General features: G+C 66.8%; 19 protein-coding genes, 1 other RNA gene and 2 pseudogenes. 15 read left to right on the top strand and 7 right to left on the bottom strand.

All coding sequences use genetic code 11. The features are described from left to right. From cysG to G335_RS14270, 6 genes are all read left to right on the top strand, one after another. Entirely contained in the window at positions 1-1,449 is a 1,449-nt protein-coding gene (gene cysG / locus G335_RS0108645; RefSeq protein ID WP_026304799.1) for a siroheme synthase CysG, read from the top strand. Next, on the top strand, positions 1,446-2,297 hold the full coding sequence (locus G335_RS0108640) for a uroporphyrinogen-III synthase (RefSeq protein ID WP_026304798.1): 852 nt from the start codon (positions 1,446-1,448) through the stop codon (positions 2,295-2,297). The genes cysG and G335_RS0108640 overlap by 4 nt, the downstream gene beginning before the upstream one ends. Before the next feature lie 59 nt (positions 2,298-2,356). After that, positions 2,357-3,298: an aldo/keto reductase gene (locus G335_RS0108635; protein WP_018176474.1), complete on the top strand. Its 942-nt coding sequence runs from the start codon at positions 2,357-2,359 to the stop codon at positions 3,296-3,298. A 36-nt stretch (positions 3,299-3,334) separates the two neighbouring features. After that, complete coding sequence (locus G335_RS0108630) at positions 3,335-4,003, top strand: DUF6064 family protein (protein WP_018176473.1); 669 nt, start codon at positions 3,335-3,337, stop codon at positions 4,001-4,003. Between the two features lie 70 nt (positions 4,004-4,073). After that, on the top strand, positions 4,074-4,346 hold the full coding sequence (locus tag G335_RS0108625) for a cupin domain-containing protein (protein ID WP_018167919.1): 273 nt from the start codon (positions 4,074-4,076) through the stop codon (positions 4,344-4,346). A gap of 75 nt (positions 4,347-4,421) precedes the next feature. Next, positions 4,422-4,571, top strand: a complete 150-nt coding sequence (locus G335_RS14270; protein WP_018176472.1) for a hypothetical protein — start codon at positions 4,422-4,424, stop codon at positions 4,569-4,571. On the opposite strand, the pseudogene G335_RS14495 reads toward G335_RS14270, so the two are convergent. After that, a pseudogene (locus tag G335_RS14495) lies at positions 4,572-4,766 on the bottom strand (hypothetical protein); the annotation flags it as partial. Positions 4,767-4,856: 90 nt separating this feature from the next. Here G335_RS14495 and G335_RS13550 point away from each other — a divergent pair. Continuing rightward, positions 4,857-4,985 carry a type II toxin-antitoxin system RelE/ParE family toxin gene (locus tag G335_RS13550; RefSeq protein WP_018176471.1) on the top strand — a complete coding sequence of 43 codons (129 nt, stop codon included), beginning with the start codon at positions 4,857-4,859 and terminating at the stop codon, positions 4,983-4,985. Between the two features lie 19 nt (positions 4,986-5,004). After that, the gene (locus G335_RS0108610) at positions 5,005-5,283 is read left to right on the top strand and encodes a HigA family addiction module antitoxin (RefSeq protein ID WP_018176470.1); all 279 of its coding nucleotides are present in this window, start codon (positions 5,005-5,007) and stop codon (positions 5,281-5,283) included. A gap of 102 nt (positions 5,284-5,385) precedes the next feature. Here G335_RS0108610 and G335_RS0108605 read toward each other — a convergent pair whose 3' ends face one another. The 6 genes from G335_RS0108605 to G335_RS0108585 form a co-directional block, all read right to left on the bottom strand. Next, complete coding sequence (locus G335_RS0108605; RefSeq protein ID WP_018176469.1) at positions 5,386-6,063, bottom strand: glutathione S-transferase family protein; 678 nt, start codon at positions 6,061-6,063, stop codon at positions 5,386-5,388. 4 nt (positions 6,064-6,067) lie between these two features. Further along, positions 6,068-6,532 carry an EVE domain-containing protein gene (locus G335_RS0108600; RefSeq protein ID WP_018176468.1) on the bottom strand — a complete coding sequence of 155 codons (465 nt, stop codon included), beginning with the start codon at positions 6,530-6,532 and terminating at the stop codon, positions 6,068-6,070. 31 nt (positions 6,533-6,563) lie between these two features. Further along, entirely contained in the window at positions 6,564-7,211 is a 648-nt protein-coding gene (locus G335_RS0108595) for a 5-formyltetrahydrofolate cyclo-ligase (RefSeq protein WP_018167914.1), read from the bottom strand. A 30-nt stretch (positions 7,212-7,241) separates the two neighbouring features. Beyond that, positions 7,242-7,427: non-coding RNA, 6S RNA (ssrS, locus tag G335_RS13895), on the bottom strand. A gap of 74 nt (positions 7,428-7,501) precedes the next feature. Next, a complete protein-coding gene (locus tag G335_RS0108590) occupies positions 7,502-7,936 on the bottom strand; it encodes a rhodanese-like domain-containing protein (protein WP_018167913.1) in 435 nt (144 codons plus the stop codon). A 45-nt stretch (positions 7,937-7,981) separates the two neighbouring features. After that, on the bottom strand, positions 7,982-8,488 hold the full coding sequence (locus G335_RS0108585) for a heme-binding protein (RefSeq protein WP_018176467.1): 507 nt from the start codon (positions 8,486-8,488) through the stop codon (positions 7,982-7,984). A gap of 149 nt (positions 8,489-8,637) precedes the next feature. Between G335_RS0108585 and aroC the strand changes: the two genes are divergently transcribed. From aroC to greA, 7 genes and pseudogenes are all read left to right on the top strand, one after another. Then, positions 8,638-9,741, top strand: a complete 1,104-nt coding sequence (aroC, locus tag G335_RS0108580; protein WP_018176466.1) for a chorismate synthase — start codon at positions 8,638-8,640, stop codon at positions 9,739-9,741. 44 nt (positions 9,742-9,785) lie between these two features. Beyond that, positions 9,786-10,949: an MFS transporter gene (locus tag G335_RS0108575; RefSeq protein ID WP_018176465.1), complete on the top strand. Its 1,164-nt coding sequence runs from the start codon at positions 9,786-9,788 to the stop codon at positions 10,947-10,949. A 71-nt stretch (positions 10,950-11,020) separates the two neighbouring features. Continuing rightward, positions 11,021-11,815, top strand: a complete 795-nt coding sequence (gene dapB, locus G335_RS0108570) for a 4-hydroxy-tetrahydrodipicolinate reductase (protein WP_018146247.1) — start codon at positions 11,021-11,023, stop codon at positions 11,813-11,815. A gap of 411 nt (positions 11,816-12,226) precedes the next feature. Then, positions 12,227-12,484: pseudogene (locus tag G335_RS14355) on the top strand (hypothetical protein). Between the two features lie 518 nt (positions 12,485-13,002). Further along, entirely contained in the window at positions 13,003-14,136 is a 1,134-nt protein-coding gene (gene carA, locus G335_RS0108565; RefSeq protein WP_018176464.1) for a glutamine-hydrolyzing carbamoyl-phosphate synthase small subunit, read from the top strand. 60 nt (positions 14,137-14,196) lie between these two features. Then, positions 14,197-17,430, top strand: coding sequence for a carbamoyl-phosphate synthase large subunit (gene carB, locus G335_RS0108560; protein ID WP_018146245.1), 3,234 nt, complete (start codon positions 14,197-14,199; stop codon positions 17,428-17,430). Beyond that, entirely contained in the window at positions 17,427-17,906 is a 480-nt protein-coding gene (greA, locus tag G335_RS0108555; protein ID WP_018146244.1) for a transcription elongation factor GreA, read from the top strand. Before carB ends, greA begins: the two co-directional genes overlap by 4 nt. Positions 17,907-17,944: the final 38 nt, after the last annotated feature.

Genomic DNA, 17,944 nt, shown 5'->3' with positions numbered 1-17,944 from the left:
ATGGAACACCTGCCGATCTATATGCAGTTGCACGGCCGCCAGGCCCTGGTGGTCGGGGGCGGTCCGGTGGCCGCGCGCAAGGCGGCGCTGCTGCTGGAGGCCGGGGCGCGGGTGCGCCTGCGAGCCCCTGACTACAGTGATGCCGCCGAGCGCTTGTTGCGCGAGCACCCGGAGTCGATCACCCGCGAGCCGGGAGCCTACCGAACCGAGTGCCTGGGACCGGTGGCGATCGTGATCGCCGCGACCGACAACGAGCAGGTTAACCGCCAGGTCTCGGAGGACTGTGTTGCGCGCTCGATACCGGTGAACGTGGCGGACCAGCCCGAGCTTTGCAGCTTCATCCTGCCGGCCATCGTCGAACGCGGCCCGTTGACCATCGCGATCGGCTCCGGTGGCCGTGCCCCGGTGCTGGTGCGTCTGCTGCGCGCGAAGATCGAGAGCCTGATACCGGACGGCTACGGGCGCCTGGCGGATCTCGCCGGTCGCCTGCGCGACCGGGTGCGCGCCCATTTCGACAGTGTGAACGCGCGGCGGGCCTTCTGGGAGCGTGCGTTTGCCGGGCCGGCCACCGAGCTGGCGCTGGCCGGACGTATGGACGCGGCCGCAGAGCGTCTGGAACAGGAATTGAATGAAGCGGATGCCGCTACGCCAGGCGAGGTCTATCTGATCGGCGCCGGGCCGGGTGATCCGGACCTGCTGACCTTCCGCGCGTTGCGTCTGCTGCAGCAGGCCGACGTGGTCGTCTACGACCGCCTGGTGTCCTCCGAGGTGGTGAACCTGGCCCGGCGCGAGGCCGAGCGCTTCTATGTCGGCAAGGAGCGCGATCACCACTGCGTGCCGCAGGAGGCGATCAGCGAACTGCTCTCGCGGCTGGCGCGCGAGGGCAAGCGCGTGGCTCGGCTGAAGGGCGGCGACCCGTTCGTGTTCGGCCGCGGCGGCGAGGAGCTGGACGTGCTCGCCCGCGACGGCGTGGCCTACCAGGTGGTGCCCGGCATCACCGCGGCCAGTGGCTGTGCCGCCTATTCGGGCATCCCGCTAACCCACCGTGATCATGCCCAGTCCGTGCGCTTCATTACCGGTCATACCCGCGAGGGCCGGCTGGATGTGGACTGGTCGCAGTTGATGAACACCCGCGAGACGCTGGTGTTCTATATGGGCCGCAAGGGGCTGGGGGAGATCTGCCGGGGCCTCAAGGGTGCGGGCCGTGCCGGGCGGACCCCGGCCGCGATCATCGAGAACGGCACGACCGCCCGCCAGCATGTCGTGACCGGCACGTTGGACACCCTGGCCGCCCGCGCCGAGCGCGAACAGGTCGGCTCGCCCAGCCTGATCGTGATCGGCGAGGTCGCCGCCTGCCACCAGCGCCTGGCCTGGTTCCGGCCGGATGCCGGGTCGGCCACGACGTTCCCGCAGCTGATGCCGGCATCCGGTGTCGTGACCGCGGCGTGAGCGGATTGGAGGATCGTACGCATGCGGTCTCTGGCGGGCTGGCCGGCGTCCGGGTCGCGCTCCCGGAGAGCCGTGCACTGGAGGTGTTTGCCGGGCTGCTGGAGCGGCGCGGGGCCGAGGTGTGGCGTTGCCCGTTGGTCGCCATTCACGACAGCCTCGACCAGTCGGCCATCGAGTCCTGGCTGACAACCGCCACCGAAGCGCCGTTCGATCGGCTGATCTTCCTGACGGGCGAGGGGTTTACTCGGCTGACCGGCTTTGCTCGGCGCGCCGGGCGCGAGAATGCCTGGCTGACGGCCGTGGCCGGGACCCCGACGCTGGTGCGGGGCCCCAAACCCGGCCGCGCGATGAAACCGTTCGGTGTGCGGCCCGACGCGGTGGCGGCGGCACCGACCACCGAGGGGATCATCCAGACCCTGTCCGGTCAGGAGCTGCACGGACAACGCATCGGTGTGCAGCTCTACGGTGCGGAGCCCAACCGCCGTCTGCTGGATTTCCTGAGGGCGGCAGGCGCGGAGGCGTTCCCGGTCTGGCCCTACCGCTACGCGGATGCCGCCGAGACGGGGCGTGTGAGCGAGCTGATCGAGGCCCTGATCGCGGGCCAGGTGGATGCGATCGCCTTTACCAGCCAGGCTCAGGTCCGGCGTTTGCTGCGGGTCGGCCAGGCCGATGATCGTCAGGATGCATTGCGGGAGGCGTTGCGGCGCACCATGGTCGCGGCGATTGGCCCCGTGGTGGCGGATGAACTGCACGCTCACGGCATTACCCCCACTGTGGTACCGGATGGTCGATACTTCATGAAACCGCTGGTCTCGGCGCTGGCCCGGCACCTGCAGGCCGTCGCATAGGGAACTTGTGGCGCGGCCGGATGGCCCACGGATGGAGTCTTCTTCGGTGATCACCTGCCATGAAACATCCATCCCCGCGGCGTTCACGCCGATCCTTCCTGCGCTGGATGGCCGGGTCCGCGGTGGCGGCCGGGGCCGGGTGGCCCCTTGTCGGTGGGACCGCCGAGGGGCGTGAGCCGCAGCGCAAGCCGATCCCGTCTTCCGGGGAGGAGATCCCGGTGATCGGGATGGGGACGTGGATTACCTTCAATGTGCCGGAGGATCCGGAAGCGCTGGCGGTGCGTACCCGGATCCTGGATACCTTTGTCCGCCGTGGCGGCGGGATGATCGACTCCTCGCCGATGTACGGGCGCGCGGAGGCGGTGGTCGGTCACGGCCTGCGCGAACTGGGCCATCCGGAGGGTGTGTTCTCGGCGACCAAGATCTGGACGCGCAGTACCTCGACCGGCCGCGACCAGCATTCGGAGTCGCGGGATCTGTGGGGTGTCGACACCCTGGACCTGCAGCAGGTGCACAACCTGCAGAACTGGGAGGCGCACCTGGAAACCCTGCGCGAGCGCCGTGAGGCGGGGGAGGTTCGCTATATCGGTGTGACCACCTCGCACGGGCGGCGCCACGACGAGCTGGAGCGCATCCTGCGGCGCGAGGACCTGGACTTCGTGCAGCTGACCTACAACGTCCTGGATCGCGAAGCGGAACAGCGCCTGTTGCCGCTGGCCCGGGAACGCGGGGTGGCGGTGATCGCGAACCGCCCGTTTCGGCGCAAGGCGCTGATCAACCAGTTCGCGGGGCATCCGCTGCCGGACTGGGCGGCGGAGATCGAATGCGAGAACTGGCCGCAGTTCCTGCTCAAGTTCATCGTCTCGCACCCGGACGTGACCTGTGCGATCCCCGCGACCTCGGTGGTGGCGCACATGGAGGAGAACATGGGCGCGCTGTACGGCCCCATGCCGGACGCCGGAATGCGCAGCCGCATGGTCGCGTACGTGCAGGACCTGTAGGGTTGGCCTCCGAATCCTTGCGACCGGGGAGCCGACATGCTGCCGTTTGAGGCCTCGACCTGGCTGGCGATCCTGGGCCAGTACAACACCGCGATCTGGCCCCTGCACGGGATCGGCGCACTGCTCGCACTGGTGGCTGTGGGGCTGGTGGTTCCGGGTTCGCGTGCGGCTGGCCGTGTCATTGGCCTGTTGCTGGGCGTGCTGTGGATCTGGACCGGGGTGGCCTTCTTCGGCGGTTCGCTGGCGCCGTTCCACTTCGCCGCCGAATGGCTGGCCGGAGTGTTCGTGGCCCAGGGCCTGATGCTGGTGTTCGCGCTGACCCTGATGGGCCAGGCCCGCTTCGGCTGGCCCGGCCGGCTGGGGGGAGGGGCCGCGATGGTGCTGATCGCCCATGCCTTCGTGGGGTACCCACTTCTGGACGCCGCGCTGGCCGAAACGCCCTGGACGCAGCTGCAATATGTCGGCGTGGTCCCGGGACCGGTGATGCTGCTGACCCTGGGGATGCTTTTGCTGGTGCCGTCGCGTCCGCCCCTGGTGCTGGCGATCATCCCGCTGCTGTGGACGCTGGTCACCGGCTACATGGCCTGGGGCCTTGGCCAGTGGCTGGAATTCCTGCCGGCCGCCCTCGGCGTGGGGGCGTTCGTGCTCCTGCTGCTGCGGCGCTTCGGAGGTGCGGCTCGGGCAGGCCCGCGCCCGGGTGTTTGACCGGGCCGCCGGTTGGTCTGCGAACGCGTTGGGTTTAGGCTCGCGTGCTCTCGGTATTGAGGAGGCTGTCATGTCCATCGAAGTGATTCATCGCCCGGACCACGACCACCTGGAACGCCTGGGGGTGTTCGACTGGCCGGTCTGGGAGAAGGAGATCTCGACCTTCCCCTGGCACTACGACGAGCGCGAGGTCTGCTACATCCTGGAAGGCCAGGTCACGGTGACCCCGGACGGCGGCGAGCCGGTCACGGTCGGCGAGGGCGACCTGGTCACCTTCCCCGAGGGCATGGACTGCACCTGGGAGATCCACCGCGACATCCGCAAGCACTACCGCTTTGGCTGAGCCGCTTGTCAGTGGATTGCATTGACCACCGTAACGTTACGGATTACAGTCGAAGTTGCGTGCCAAGGAAGGCCGATGATCAGGAAGATTCGTCACAAGGGACTAAAACGCTTGTATGCGAGCGGCGATCGCCGTGGGTTGCCGGCGGACCATGTGGAAGACCTGGAAGACATTCTCGCGCTGCTGGATGCAGCGACCCATCCCGGACAGCTAGGGAAACACTGATCAATGTACACGCTCGCGTTGGCACCCCAGGTTTTCCGAGACAAGGCGCGTCGTGCAGCGGGTAGTGGTTCTACCCGCCAGCGGCGCAACGCAGGATCGGGGAACCTGGGGTGCCAACCTCACAAGCCATTGAATGCAAGGGGCTCGGTCGCTTTTGCGCGCGCACGGCGTTGCGGTTCCCTTGTGCAGAGTGACTGCACGGCAGTCGCCGCGCCTTGTTCGCGCGCAAAAGCGACTCGAGCGCGAGTGTGTACATTGATCAGTGTTTCCCTAGATCTCCCGGGCATGGATTTTCATCCGCTGCGTGGGGATCGCGCCGGCTTTTTCTCGGTGCATGTGAACGGCAACTGGGTCGTCACCTTCCCTTTCAGTGGCGACGATGCGGATCAGGTGGATTATGAAGATTACCACTGACCTTCAGGAAGACGCGGCGATGCGGAACCCGCCCCACCCCGGGCGGATCCTGCGCCGGCGTGTGCTGCCGGGGCTGGGTCTTTCGGTGACGGAGTTTGCGCAGCATCTGGGGATGTCCCGCAACGCGGTCTCGCGTGTTCTCAACGAACACGCCGCCATTTCACCGGATTTTGCGGTGCGTCTGGAGAGTGGGGGAATCGGCGAGGCACGCCACTGGCTCACGATGCAGACCAACTACGATCTGGCCCGGGCCGCGGCTCGGGACGAGAATCATATCCGGCGCTTTGCGGCGGCCTGATCGTTGCTGCTCCTTTCGTCGATGTAGCAAGCAGTCCAGTGGGAGCGTGCCTGCGCCAGCGCCTACCGCCGTTTCGCGGCCAAGGCCGCTCCCACATGGTCTTCAGCGGGCGAGCCAGTGGGTGTTGAGGGGGGTGTTGAAGGTCTCCTCGACGCGGCGGAGGTAGTAGAGCATGTCGACCGGCAGGTTGATGCCGTCGTGCATTTGTAGCGGGTAGAGGTCGGCGGCGATCACGCAGTCGGCGATCGACGGGTGGCCGAGGTAGAAGCGGTTGGCGGCCAGGTGCTTGGCCAGTTCCGGCAGGTGGCTCAGCTTGGCGAGCTGGTTGTAGCCGTCGTAGCGGTCGTTGGCCAGCTCCTCCAGCGACAGGCCGAAGCGGTGCTGCACATGCGCCTTGAAATCGGCCAGGGCCTCGGCGCTCTCGCCGATGCCGTGAAAGCCCGGCGCCAGCGGGGCGTAGAGCCGGTCCAGCACGATCTCCACCTTGGCGCGCCAGTCCACCAGGGCCTGCCAGGCGTCCTCGGTGATGACGCCGTCGGAGAGTGGCTCGCCGGTCGGGAACAGGTGGTCGATATCGCGCAGTGCCGTGACCGTGTCGGTGTGCAGCGTACCGTCGTCGGTTTGCAGGATCGGGGACTGGCGGGCCACGCCCAGTTCGAAGAAGGTCTCGTCGTCGAACCAGTCCAGCGCGCGGGTCTCCAGCGCGACACCCTTGTAGCCGCAGGCCAGGCGCAGGCGGTCGGCCTTCGCATCGTGCGGGAAGTGGTAGAGCGTGGCCACGCGGTTACTTCCCGCGCTGGGCGTGGCTCAGGATGAAGTCCCACTGGTCCTGGGTGATGGGCATTACCGACAACCGGTTGCCGCGGCGCACCAGCGGGCAGTCCTCGAGCTGCGGCTGCTGCTTCAGCCAGTCGAGGGTGATGATGTCGCCGAATTTTTCCTCGAAGGCGACGTCCACGCGCAGCCAGCGCGGGTTGTCCGGGTCGCTCTTTGGGTCGTAGTGCGGGTCTTCGGGGTCGAAGGCGCAGGTGTCCGGATAGGCCTCTTTCTCGATGCGCAGGATGCCGACGATGCCCGGCGGCTTGGCGTTGGAGTGGTAGAAGAAGGCGAGATCGCCTTTCTTCATCTCGTCGCGCATCATGTTGCGCACCTGGTAGTTGCGGATGCCGTCCCACGGCTCCACGCCGACGCGTTCCAGGTCGTCGATGCTGAACTCGTCGGGCTCGGACTTCATCAGCCAGTAGGCCATGCGGGCTCCTCGTGCCAAATAAGGGGTGTGGTCAGGTGTGCGTATTGTGCCGCGCGCGGTCTGGCAGCGCATGCCAGCCCTGCTCGGTGACGACGCCATCCAGCGGGACGTCCCAGGGGCGAGTCGGCAGCGCCGGGACGCCCTGCAGCGAGTGGGCCACGCCAATCAGCTTCGGCCGGCGCATGCCGAAGCGACGCCGGGCGAAGTAGCGGTCGTAGTAGCCCGCACCCATGCCCATGCGGTTGCCGGCGGTGTCAAAGGCCACCAGCGGCATCAGCACCACCTGCATCTCGCGGCGCCAAATGCGTGGGGCGTCCGGACAGGGTTCGGCGATACCGAAGCCGTTGTGGCACAGCGCATCGCCCGGGGCCCAGGTGTGGAAATGCATGTGCCCGGGGCGTTTGTCGTCCATCACCGGCAGGGCGATGCGTGTGCCGCGCCGGGCCAGGGCGACAGTCAGTGGGGTCAGGTCGACCTCGCCGCGCAGGCCGCGATAGGCGCCGACACAATGCGGCTTCCAGCGCTCGAACCAGCGCAGCAGATGTCCGCAAATGGCGGCAGAGTGGTGGTCGAGCTGGGCATCCGACAAAGCCGCCCGCGCGCGGCGCAGGCGCAGACGCAGGGCACGCAGATCGTCGGGCGATAGCGAATCTTGAACGGAGTCGGTTTCCGCAGACATAAAGGAAATCGGGATCAATAAAGAAGTGGACGCGCCCCGCAGGCGCCGGCGTGGCCCTTGACCTTGAACCTAGGGCTCAGGTGGGAGAAGTCTCCGGATCTTTAGGCTTTCCGCTCGAAGACGGACATGCACAGCGAAACGGAAGTACTCGGTCCCGTGGTGAAAAATTAAGGCTCAAGGGTACCACCGGGCCACAATCGAACGCCGCAGTGACGCGTCCGAGTTCATTATGAACCAAACCCCCCGGGGTGCGCGCAACCCCCGTGGCTGTAGGGGATCCGTCGCGGGCCTCAGCACTGCTCCCAGGGCAGGCCGTGGTAGCGCCAGCCACCCCGAGTGGAGCGCTTGTGGTTCTCGTCCAGCGGTCCTTCGAAGCCTTCGTCCACCGAGAAGACATGCTCGATGCCGGCGTCCACCAGGGCCTGCCCGGCGTCCAGCGTGCGCTTGCCGCTGCGGCAGATCAGGTACAGGGCCGGTGCTTCTTCGCTGTGATCGCTGACGCCGCCCAGCAGCAGCTTGCGCACCTGGGGCACGAACTGTGGGTTCACGGTCCAGTCGGGTTCGTCGATCCACGGGATGTGGATGGAGCCGGTCGGATGGCCGACGAACAGATACTCCATGGTTGAGCGGACGTCGATCAGCAGGTCGCGCGGGCGTGCCTGCAGACGCTCGTAGGTCTCCACCGGCGAGATGCGTTTCGGGGCGGGGCGGGGGGTGTCGGTCATGGTGTTTTCCTGGGGGCGGGCGCCGTTCCCTGGCACCCGCAATGCTTACATGGCGAAGTCGAGGCGTTCCTGGACCCGGTCGATCCCGGCCTGGGCGCATTCCTCGTCGAGATCGCCGCCGGGCGCACCGGACACGCCGACCGCTCCGAGCATGCTGCCGGCCGCTTCGATTGGCAGGCCGCCGGCCAGCATGATGATGCCATCCACGTGGTTCATCTCCATGCGGATGTCTTCGCGGTTGTCGCGGAAGTTGGCGGAGGTGGTGCCGGACATGGTCACGGCCCGGGCCTTGTCGCCGGCAATCTGGATGGTCTGCACGCCGGCCATGCGGTCGCGCAGGACCACTTGGTCGTTGCCGGCGCGATCAACCACGACCACCGCGGTCTGGTGGCCCATTTCGCGGCAGGCCTCGACGGCGCCCATGGCGATGTCGTTGGCCAGTTCCAGGGTCATGAAGCGCTGGCTGTAGACATCGGCCTGCGCGCTGCTGGCGAGGCCAAGGCACAGGGCCGCGGCGGTGCCGGTCACCAGGCGGGTCAGGGAATTCGGCATGGGTTTCCTCCTGTTTGGTTTCTTGTGCTGCATATCGATCATGGCAGATAGGGGACGTGGTTGCCGAGCGCGCCATTCCGCCCGTCGCCGACCGGCCGCCGGGTGGGGGAACAGGCGACAGGCGGGCATGGCGCGGCTACACTACGCGCATGTCGGGAAACAGCTTTGGGCGACTGTTCGTCGTCAGTACTTTTGGTGAGAGTCACGGGCCGGCCCTGGGCGCGGTGGTGGACGGTTGTCCGCCCGGTCTGGAGCTTTGCGAGGCGGATCTGCAGTTTGACCTGGATCGCCGGCGGCCGGGCCAGTCGCGCCACACCACCCAGCGTCGCGAGCCGGATCAGGTCCGTATCCTGTCGGGGGTGTTCGAGGGGCGTACCACGGGTACGCCGATCGGGCTGCTGATCGAGAACGTCGATCAGCGCTCCAAGGATTACGGCGACATCCAGGACCGCTTCCGCCCGGGGCATGCGGACTACACCTATCACCAGAAATACGGCGTGCGTGATTACCGCGGCGGCGGGCGCAGTTCTGCGCGCGAGACCGCGCTGCGGGTGGCGGCCGGCGGCATCGCGCGGCGCTATCTCGAGCAGCGCTACGGGATCACCATCCGCGGTTGGTTGTCGCAGCTCGGCCCGATCGAGCTGGAGCCGAAGCAGCCGGAGATCGCGAACGACAACCCGTTCTTCTCCCCCGACCCGGACAAGGTCGCGGAACTGGAGGAGTACATGGACGCCCTGCGCAAGTCGGGCGATTCCATCGGGGCACGGGTGACGGTCGAGGCGACCGGGGTGCCGGCCGGCTGGGGCGAGCCGGTGTTCGACCGCCTGGACGCCGACCTGGCGCACGCGCTGATGAGCATCAACGCGGTGAAGGGCGTGGAGATCGGCGCGGGTTTCGAATCCGTGACCCAGCGCGGCACCGAGCACCGCGACGAGATCACCCCCGAGGGCTTTCTGTCCAACCACGCCGGCGGCGTGCTGGGCGGGATCAGCACCGGTCAGGCGGTGCAGGCCAGCATTGCCATGAAGCCGACGTCCAGCATCCGTCTGCCCGGGCGCAGCATCAACACCGCCGGCGAGCCGGTGGAGGTGATCACCAAGGGGCGGCACGACCCCTGCGTGGGCATCCGCGCGACCCCGATCGCCGAGGCGATGATGGCGCTGGTGCTGATGGACCACGCCCTGCGTCACCGTGCGCAGAACGCCGATGTCCCGGACTCGGGGCTGGAGCTGCGCGACCATCCCGGCGAATGACGCGGCCTACGGCCGTGTCGTCCTGATCGTGTAGCGGTCCCCTCATGGCAGTGACGCAGAACGCGCGCCTGTCCGCGGTCTATTTCTTCTATTTCGCCAGCCTCGGCGCCTTCATGCCGTTCTGGGGGCCGTACCTCTCCGAGGAGGGGTTCAGCGGCGCCCAGATCGGCGAGCTGATGGCGATCGTGCTGGCGACCAAGATCATTGCGCCCAACGTCTGGGGCTGGCTGGCGGATCGCGCCGGCGCGCACATGCCGATCGCCCGCTGGGGCGCGCTGGGCGGGGCGGTCGCCTTCACCGGCGTGCTGCTGTACACCGGGTATTGGTGGCTGGCCGTGGTGATGGCGGCCTACAGCTTCTTCTGGAACGCGATCCTGCCGCAGTTCGAGGCGGCCACCATGCGGTCGCTGGGGCGGGATGCGCATCGCTACGCGTTGGTCCGGCTGTGGGGCTCGGTCGGCTTCATCGTCGCGGTGGCGGTGCTGGGCTGGGCCTTCGACCGGATCGCCGTGGCCTGGCTGCCGTGGATCGTGCTGGCGGTGCTGATCGCGGTGGTGGCGGCGTCGCAGTTCGTGCGCGAGCCGGCGCGCAACCTCGACGAGGATAATAACGCCCCGCCCCTGCTAACCGTGCTGCGCCGCCCCGAGGTGATCGCGCTGTTTGTGGCCTGCTTCTTCATGCAGGCGAGCCACGGGCCGTACTACGCCTTCTTTACCCTGTACCTGGAACAGGCCGGCTACTCGCGCTCCGTAGCCGGGCAGCTGTGGGCGCTGGGGGTGGCGGCGGAGGTGGTGCTGTTCCTGTTGATGCCGCGGCTGATCCTGCGTTTCGGCGCCTGGTTGTTGGTGTCGGCGGCGCTGGTGCTGACGACGCTGCGCTGGGGGCTGCTGGCGGCGGTCCCGGATTCGTTGCCGATGCTGCTGTTCATTCAGATCCTGCATGCGGCCAGCTACGGGGTGTACCACGCGGCGGCGATCTCGCTGATCCACTATTTCTTCCCCGGGCGGTTGCAGGGGCGCGGGCAGGCGCTGTATTCGTCGCTGGCCTTCGGGTTGGGCGGTGCCTCGGGATCCTTGGTGGCCGGCTATCTGTGGGATGGCATCAGCCCAGCCTCGGTGTATGTGTTCGCGGCGTTCCTGGCCGCGGCCGGGGTGATCGCCTCGGTGTATGGCGAATGGCGTTTCCGCACCCCGGTGCGAACCCTGTAACTGGCGTGCCGGGGCAAAGCTTCGTAGGGTGCGCGTAACCCGATGGATCGATAGCACTGGATGGAACAAAGATGATTCGAATTGCGATTGCGGGCGCCGGCGGGCGCATGGGCCAGAACCTGGTGCAGGCGGTGGACGAACACCCCGATGCCCAGCTGGGGGCGGCCAGTGAGCGCCCCGGCAGCGAGACCATCGGTCAGGCGGTGGGCGCGGAGGGCCGGGTGCGCCTGGTCGAGGATCTGGCGACGGTTACCGACGATTTCGATGTGCTGATCGATTTCACCTCGCCGCAGGCGACCATGCAGCACCTGGAGCTGTGTGCGAACGCCGGAAAGGCACTGGTGATCGGCACCACCGGGCTGGATGCGGAGCAGGAGCAGCGCTTGCAGGCGGCGGCAGGGGATCTGCCGATCGTCTATGCGCCGAACATGAGTGTCGGGGTCAATCTGACCTTCAAGCTGGTGGAGCTGGCCGCGCGGGCGCTGGGCGACAGCGTGGATGTGGAGATCCTGGAGGCCCATCACCGGCACAAGGTGGACGCGCCCTCCGGTACCGCGCTGAAGCTCGGGCGTGTGGTCGCGGAGACCCTGGGCCGCGATCTGGAGCAGGACGCCGTCTACGGGCGCGAGGGCCAGACCGGAGCCCGTGACCGGCGCACTATCGGTTTTGCCACGGTGCGCGGCGGCGACATCGTCGGCGAGCACACGACTCTGTTTGCGGGTGATGGCGAGCGTGTGGAGATTACCCACAAGGCCTCCAGTCGCACGGTGTTCGCCTCCGGTGCGGTGCGTGCGGCGGTCTGGCTGGCCGGCGCTGGCAATGGGCTGTTCGACATGCAGGATGTGCTGGGGCTGCGCGACCTCTAGCCGGTAGGGGCTGCGTTTGGCGAAGGCTAGGCCTGGTTCGTCATCCGGTGTTTACGGTGCCTTCGACCGGCCGACAGGCTTGTTGTGGCTGGCCCTGGTTCGGCATCGGGTGTTTACGGTGCTTTCGTCGAGCCGCCTGCCAGGCGCTGACTCGCCAGCGCGCCGCGAGTTACTTCTTTGCTCGTGCAAAGAAGTAACTAAGAAACACGCCCGACTGCCGCGACCCCGGCCCGCTGCGCGGGCCGGGGTTTCCCTCGCTCCGAGGCTTTTCGCGGGCGGCGCTGAACTCGCTACGCTGCGCTTCGCTCAGACATCCAGCGCCTTGAATCCCGCGAAAAGCCTCTCCACTCGGCGCGACGACAACGGGGAGGTAAGTCAAAACAACGGCTATCCCAGCGTTGTTGCCAATGGATGATGGCTAGGTCTTCATACATCTTCGGCACGCGCGGCCTTCGGCCATGGCGTGCCGCGCCCGCGTGGCGGGCGCCGGGGGCGTAGGATGCGGATGAGCGAAGCGAATCGCATCAGGGTTTCGCACGGCGTGGGAGATGGTGCGTTTCGCTGGGCTCAACCGCACCCTACGAGATGCCGTCTGTTTTGACCTTCCCCTCCCGTATGGAGCCCCTTGCGGAAGGGTGCTCGGGCCGGGAGAAGGCGCTGGATGTCTGAGCGGAGCCGCAGGCGCAGCGAGTTCAGCGCCGCAGGCCCGAGGGCCCTGGAGCAAGGTTCCCGGGCGGAATCCGGGTGCGCCTCGAAGGGTACTTTCTTGGGTAAGCAAGAAAGTACCTCGCGGTGCGCTCGCGAGAGAGCGCCTGGCAGGTGGCGGACCGGAGCCGCCGTAAACACCGAGCGATGAACCAGGGCCAGCCTGAATGGCCAGGCTAGCCACGGAGCATCGGTTTCATACTTGGGCCGGGTAGGCGGTGTTCGGGCCCGGAAAGCGGGCGGCGAGTGGCGGGCGGAGACGCCGGAAGTGGGGATCTCGTTGGACGCCGCGCGCGGCGCTCGCGTACACTTGAAGGCGTAATCGTATCCGTCCTCCGAGCACCGAATCGTTGCCGAAAAAGGGGTTCACACCCCGGTAGAGTGGTGCGGACGAGGGCGGGTCGCAGATCCCGAACGAATCGCAGTACCGCCGCCGGCGAATCGCCTGGCGGCCCCGACCCAGACCACCTGGAGGTCCCCCTGTGTCCGCGCCTGCTCTGCTCGTCCTGGAAGATGGCACTGTGTTTCATGGTCAGGCGATTGGCGCCCTGGGCCAGACGGTTGGCGAGGTGGTGTTCAACACCGCGATGACCGGGTACCAGGAGATCCTCACCGATCCGTCCTATCACCGGCAGATGGTCACGCTGACCTATCCGCATATCGGCAACACCGGAACGAACCCGGAGGACGACGAGTCCTCGCGGGCCCATGCCGCGGGCTTGATTATCCGTGATCTGCCGCCGCTGGTGTCCAACTGGCGCTCGCGCGAGTCGCTGCCGGACTACCTGCTGCGTCATGGCATTGTGGCGATCAGCGGGATCGATACCCGCAAGCTGACCCGCATCCTGCGCGAGAAGGGCGCGCTGAACGGCTGCATTCAGGCCGGCGACGTGGACGAGGCCTCGGCCCTGGCGGCCGCGCGCGAGTTCCCCGGGATCAAGGGCATGGATCTGGCGCGCGAGGTGACCACGCGCAGCCGCTACGAGTGGCTGGAAGGGACCTGGCAGCTGGGCGAGGAGCCGGCGCGGGTCGATGCGAAGGCCGCCGACTATCACGTGGTGGCTTACGACTTTGGCATGAAGCAGAACATCCTGCGCATGCTGGCCGATCGCGGCTGCCGCGTGACCGTGGTCCCGGCCGAGACGCCGGTGGACGAGGTGATGGAGCTGAAGCCCGACGGGGTGTTCCTGTCCAACGGGCCGGGCGATCCCGAGCCCTGCACCTATGCGATCGAGGCGATCCGGGATTTCTGCGAGCGCAAGCTGCCGCTGTTCGGGATCTGCCTGGGGCATCAGTTGCTGGGTATCGCCAGTGGCGGCAAGAGCGTGAAGATGAAGTTCGGCCACCACGGGGCGAACCACCCGATCCGGCACGAGGCCAGCGGGCGAGTGATGATCTCGTCGCAGAACCACGGCTTCGCGATCGACGAGGACAACCTGCCGGAGACGCTGACGCCGACGTACCGGTCGCTGTTCGACGGCACGCTGCAGGGCATCGCCCGCACCGACTGCCCGGCGTTCAGCCTGCAGGGCCACCCCGAGGCGAGCCCGGGGCCGCATGACGTGTCCCCGGCGTTCGACGACTTTGTCGAGATGATGCGCACGGCGCGCAGCTAACGCCTTCCCCCCGATTTTCCGACCGAATTTCCGATTTCGACAGCCTGCGAGAGCCGTCACATGCCCAAGCGTACCGACATCCAGAGCATCCTGATCCTCGGGGCCGGCCCGATCGTGATCGGTCAGGCCTGCGAGTTCGATTACTCCGGCGCCCAGGCCTGCAAGGCCCTGCGCGAGGAGGGCTACCGGGTGATCCTGGTGAACTCCAACCCGGCGACCATCATGACCGACCCCGAGATGGCGGATGCCACCTACATCGAGCCGGTGGACTGGCAGACGGTCGCCCAGATCATCGAGAAGGAGCGCCCGGACGCGGTGCTGCCGACCATGGGCGGGCAGACCGCGCTGAACTGCGCGCTGGACCTGTCCCGGGAAGGCGTGCTGGAGAAGTTCGGAGTGGAAATGATCGGTGCCAACGAGGCGGCGATCGATATGGCCGAGGACCGCGACCACTTCAAGGCGGCGATGGCTGATATCGGCCTGGATACGCCGACCGCGATGCTCGCGCACTCCTGGGAGGAGGCGCAGGAGATCCAGCCGAAGATCGGCTTCCCGGTGATCATCCGGCCGTCGTTCACCCTCGGTGGTTCGGGCGGCGGCATCGCCTACAACCGCGAGGAGTTCGAGTACATCGTCAAGAACGGGATCGATCTCTCGCCGGTGAACCAGGTGCTGCTGGAGGAGTCCGCGCTCGGCTGGAAGGAGTTCGAGATGGAGGTGGTCCGTGACAAGGCGGACAACTGCATCATCATCTGCTCGATCGAGAACCTCGATCCGATGGGCATCCACACCGGCGACTCGATCACCGTGGCCCCGGCGCAGACCCTGACCGACAAGGAATACCAGATCATGCGCGACGCCTCGCTGGCGGTACTGCGCAAGATCGGCGTGGAGACCGGTGGCTCCAACGTGCAGTTCGCGATCAACCCGGAGAACGGGCGCATGATCGTGATCGAGATGAACCCGCGGGTGTCGCGTTCCTCCGCGCTGGCCTCCAAGGCGACCGGCTTCCCGATCGCCAAGGTCGCGGCCAAGCTGGCGGTGGGCTACACCCTCGACGAGCTGAAGAACGACATTACCGGTGGTCTGACCCCGGCCTCGTTCGAGCCGTCCATCGATTACGTGGTCACCAAGATCCCGCGCTTCACCTTCGAGAAGTTCCCGCAGGCGGATGCACGCCTGACCACCCAGATGAAGGCGGTGGGTGAGGCCATGGCCATTGGCCGCACCTTCCAGGAGTCGTTCCAGAAGGCGCTGCGCTCGATGGAGACCGGCATGGACGGCCTCGACGAGCGCATCGATCTGACCGCCGATGACGTGACCGATCAGCTGCGCACGAAGCTCGCCAACCCCAGCCCCGAGCAGGTGCTGTACGTGGCCGATGCCTTCCGTGCGGGTTTCTCGATCCAGGATATCTTCGACCTGACCGCGATCGACCCCTGGTTCCTGGCCCAGATCCAGGAGCTGGTGGACGTCGAGAAGGGCGTGAAGGACCGCATCCTGGGCGAGATCAGCGCCGAGGAGATGTACCGTCTGAAACAGCGCGGATTCTCCGACCTGCGCCTGGCGAAGCTTGTGAACGATACCGAGAAGGCGGTGCGCAAACACCGCCATGGACTGGGCGTGCGCCCGGTGTACAAGCGGGTGGATACCTGTGCGGCCGAGTTCGCGACTACCACGGCCTACATGTACTCCTCGTACGAAGAGGAGAACGAGGCGGATCCCACCGACAAGCAGAAGATCATGGTGCTGGGCGGCGGGCCCAACCGCATCGGTCAGGGCATCGAGTTCGACTACTGCTGCGTGCATGCCGCGCTCGCGATGCGCGAGGACGGGTACGAGACCATCATGGTCAACTGCAACCCGGAGACGGTCTCGACCGATTACGACACCTCGGACCGGCTGTATTTCGAGCCGCTGACGCTGGAGGACGTGCTGGAGGTCGTGGCGACCGAGAAGCCGGCCGGCGTGATCGTGCAGTACGGTGGCCAGACGCCACTGAAGCTCGCGCGGGACCTGGAGGCCGCTGGCGTGCCGATCATCGGCACCAGCCCGGACTCCATCGACCTGGCCGAGGACCGCGAGCGCTTCCAGGCCCTGCTGAACAAGCTGGGGCTCAAGCAGCCGCCGAACCGCACCGCGCGCAGCGAGGAGGAGGCCGAGAAGCTGGCCGAGGAGATCGGCTACCCACTGGTCGTACGTCCGTCCTACGTGCTCGGTGGGCGCGCGATGGAGATCGTGCGCGACCGCGAGGACCTGCGCAGCTACATGAAGAACGCGGTGTCCGTCTCCAATGATGCCCCGGTGCTGCTGGACCGCTTCCTGGATGACGCCATCGAGGTCGACGTCGACGCGATCTCGGATGGCGAGAACGTGATCATCGGCGGGATCATGGAGCACATCGAGCAGGCCGGCGTGCACTCGGGCGACTCCGCCTGTTCCCTGCCGCCGTTCTCGTTGTCCATGGAACTCCAGGACGAGATGGTCGAGCAGGTGCGCAAGATGGCACTGGGCCTGAAGGTCGTCGGCCTGATGAACACCCAGTTTGCGATCAAGGGCGACGATATCTACGTGCTGGAGGTGAATCCACGGGCCTCGCGCACCGTGCCGTACGTCTCCAAGAGCGTCGGACGGCCGCTGGCCAAGATTGCCGCGCGTTGCATGGTCGGGCAGACCTTGCCCGAGCAGGGCGTGGGCGATGCGGTCTATCCGGACTATTATTCGGTGAAGGAATCGGTGTTTCCGTTCGCCAAGTTCCAGGGCGTGGACCCGATCCTGGGGCCGGAGATGAAATCCACTGGCGAGGTGATGGGGGTCGGGCGCAGTTTTGCCGAGGCGTTCGCCAAGAGCCAGCTGGGAGCGGGCGTACTGTTGCCGTCCACCGGCAAGGCCTTCGTGTCGGTGCGCGAGATCGACAAGCCGCACGTGGCGGAAGTGGCCCGGCGCCTGGTGGAGTTGGGCTTCGAGGTCCTGGCGACGCGTGGCACGGCGAACGTGCTGGAGGAAGCCGGCATTCAGGTGACGCGCGTGAACAAGGTCACCGAGGGTCGCCCGCACATCGTGGACATGATCAAGAACGACGAGATCAGCTTCATCATCAATACCGTGGAGGGGAAGCAGTCGACCTCCGACTCCTACACCATTCGCCGCGAGGCGTTGATGCACAAGGTGGGCTATACCACCACGATCGCCGGGGCCAAGGCCACCGTACAGGCCCTGGATCACCTGGGGGCGAATGACGTCTTCCGGCTGCAGGACCTCCACCAGGAAAATCTCGGAGGGAAAAGCGCATGAACAAGACGCCCTTGACCGTGACTGGCGCGGAAAAGATGAAGGAAGAGCTGAAGAAGCTGAAGGGCGAGGATCGCCCGCGCGTGGTCAACGCGATCTCCGATGCGCGCGAGCACGGCGACCTCAAGGAGAATGCCGAGTACCACGCGGCACGCGAACAGCAGAGCTTCATCGAGGGCCGCATCCGCGAGCTGGAGTCGAAGCTCTCCAACGCCCAGATCATCGACGTGGCCACCCTGCCGCAGACCGGCAAGGTGGTGTTCGGGACCACCGTGGTGCTGGAGGCGACTGCGGACGGGCGCCAGGTCACCTACAAGATCGTTGGTGACGACGAGGCCGATATCAAGAACAACATGATCTCGGTGTCTTCGCCGATTGCGCGGGCGCTGATCGGCAAGGAAGAAGGCGACGTCGTGACCGTGCAGGCCCCGGGCGGGGAGACGGAATACGAGATCCTGGAGGTTCGCTACGTCAACTGATGACGCGGCGGGTCCCGGTCGCGCTCAGGGGCGCAACC

The organism is Thioalkalivibrio sp. AKL8 (assembly GCF_000380525.1).
Classification (GTDB): Bacteria; Pseudomonadota; Gammaproteobacteria; order Ectothiorhodospirales; family Ectothiorhodospiraceae; genus Thioalkalivibrio; species Thioalkalivibrio versutus.
This window is presented reverse-complemented; position numbering and strand designations above follow the sequence as displayed.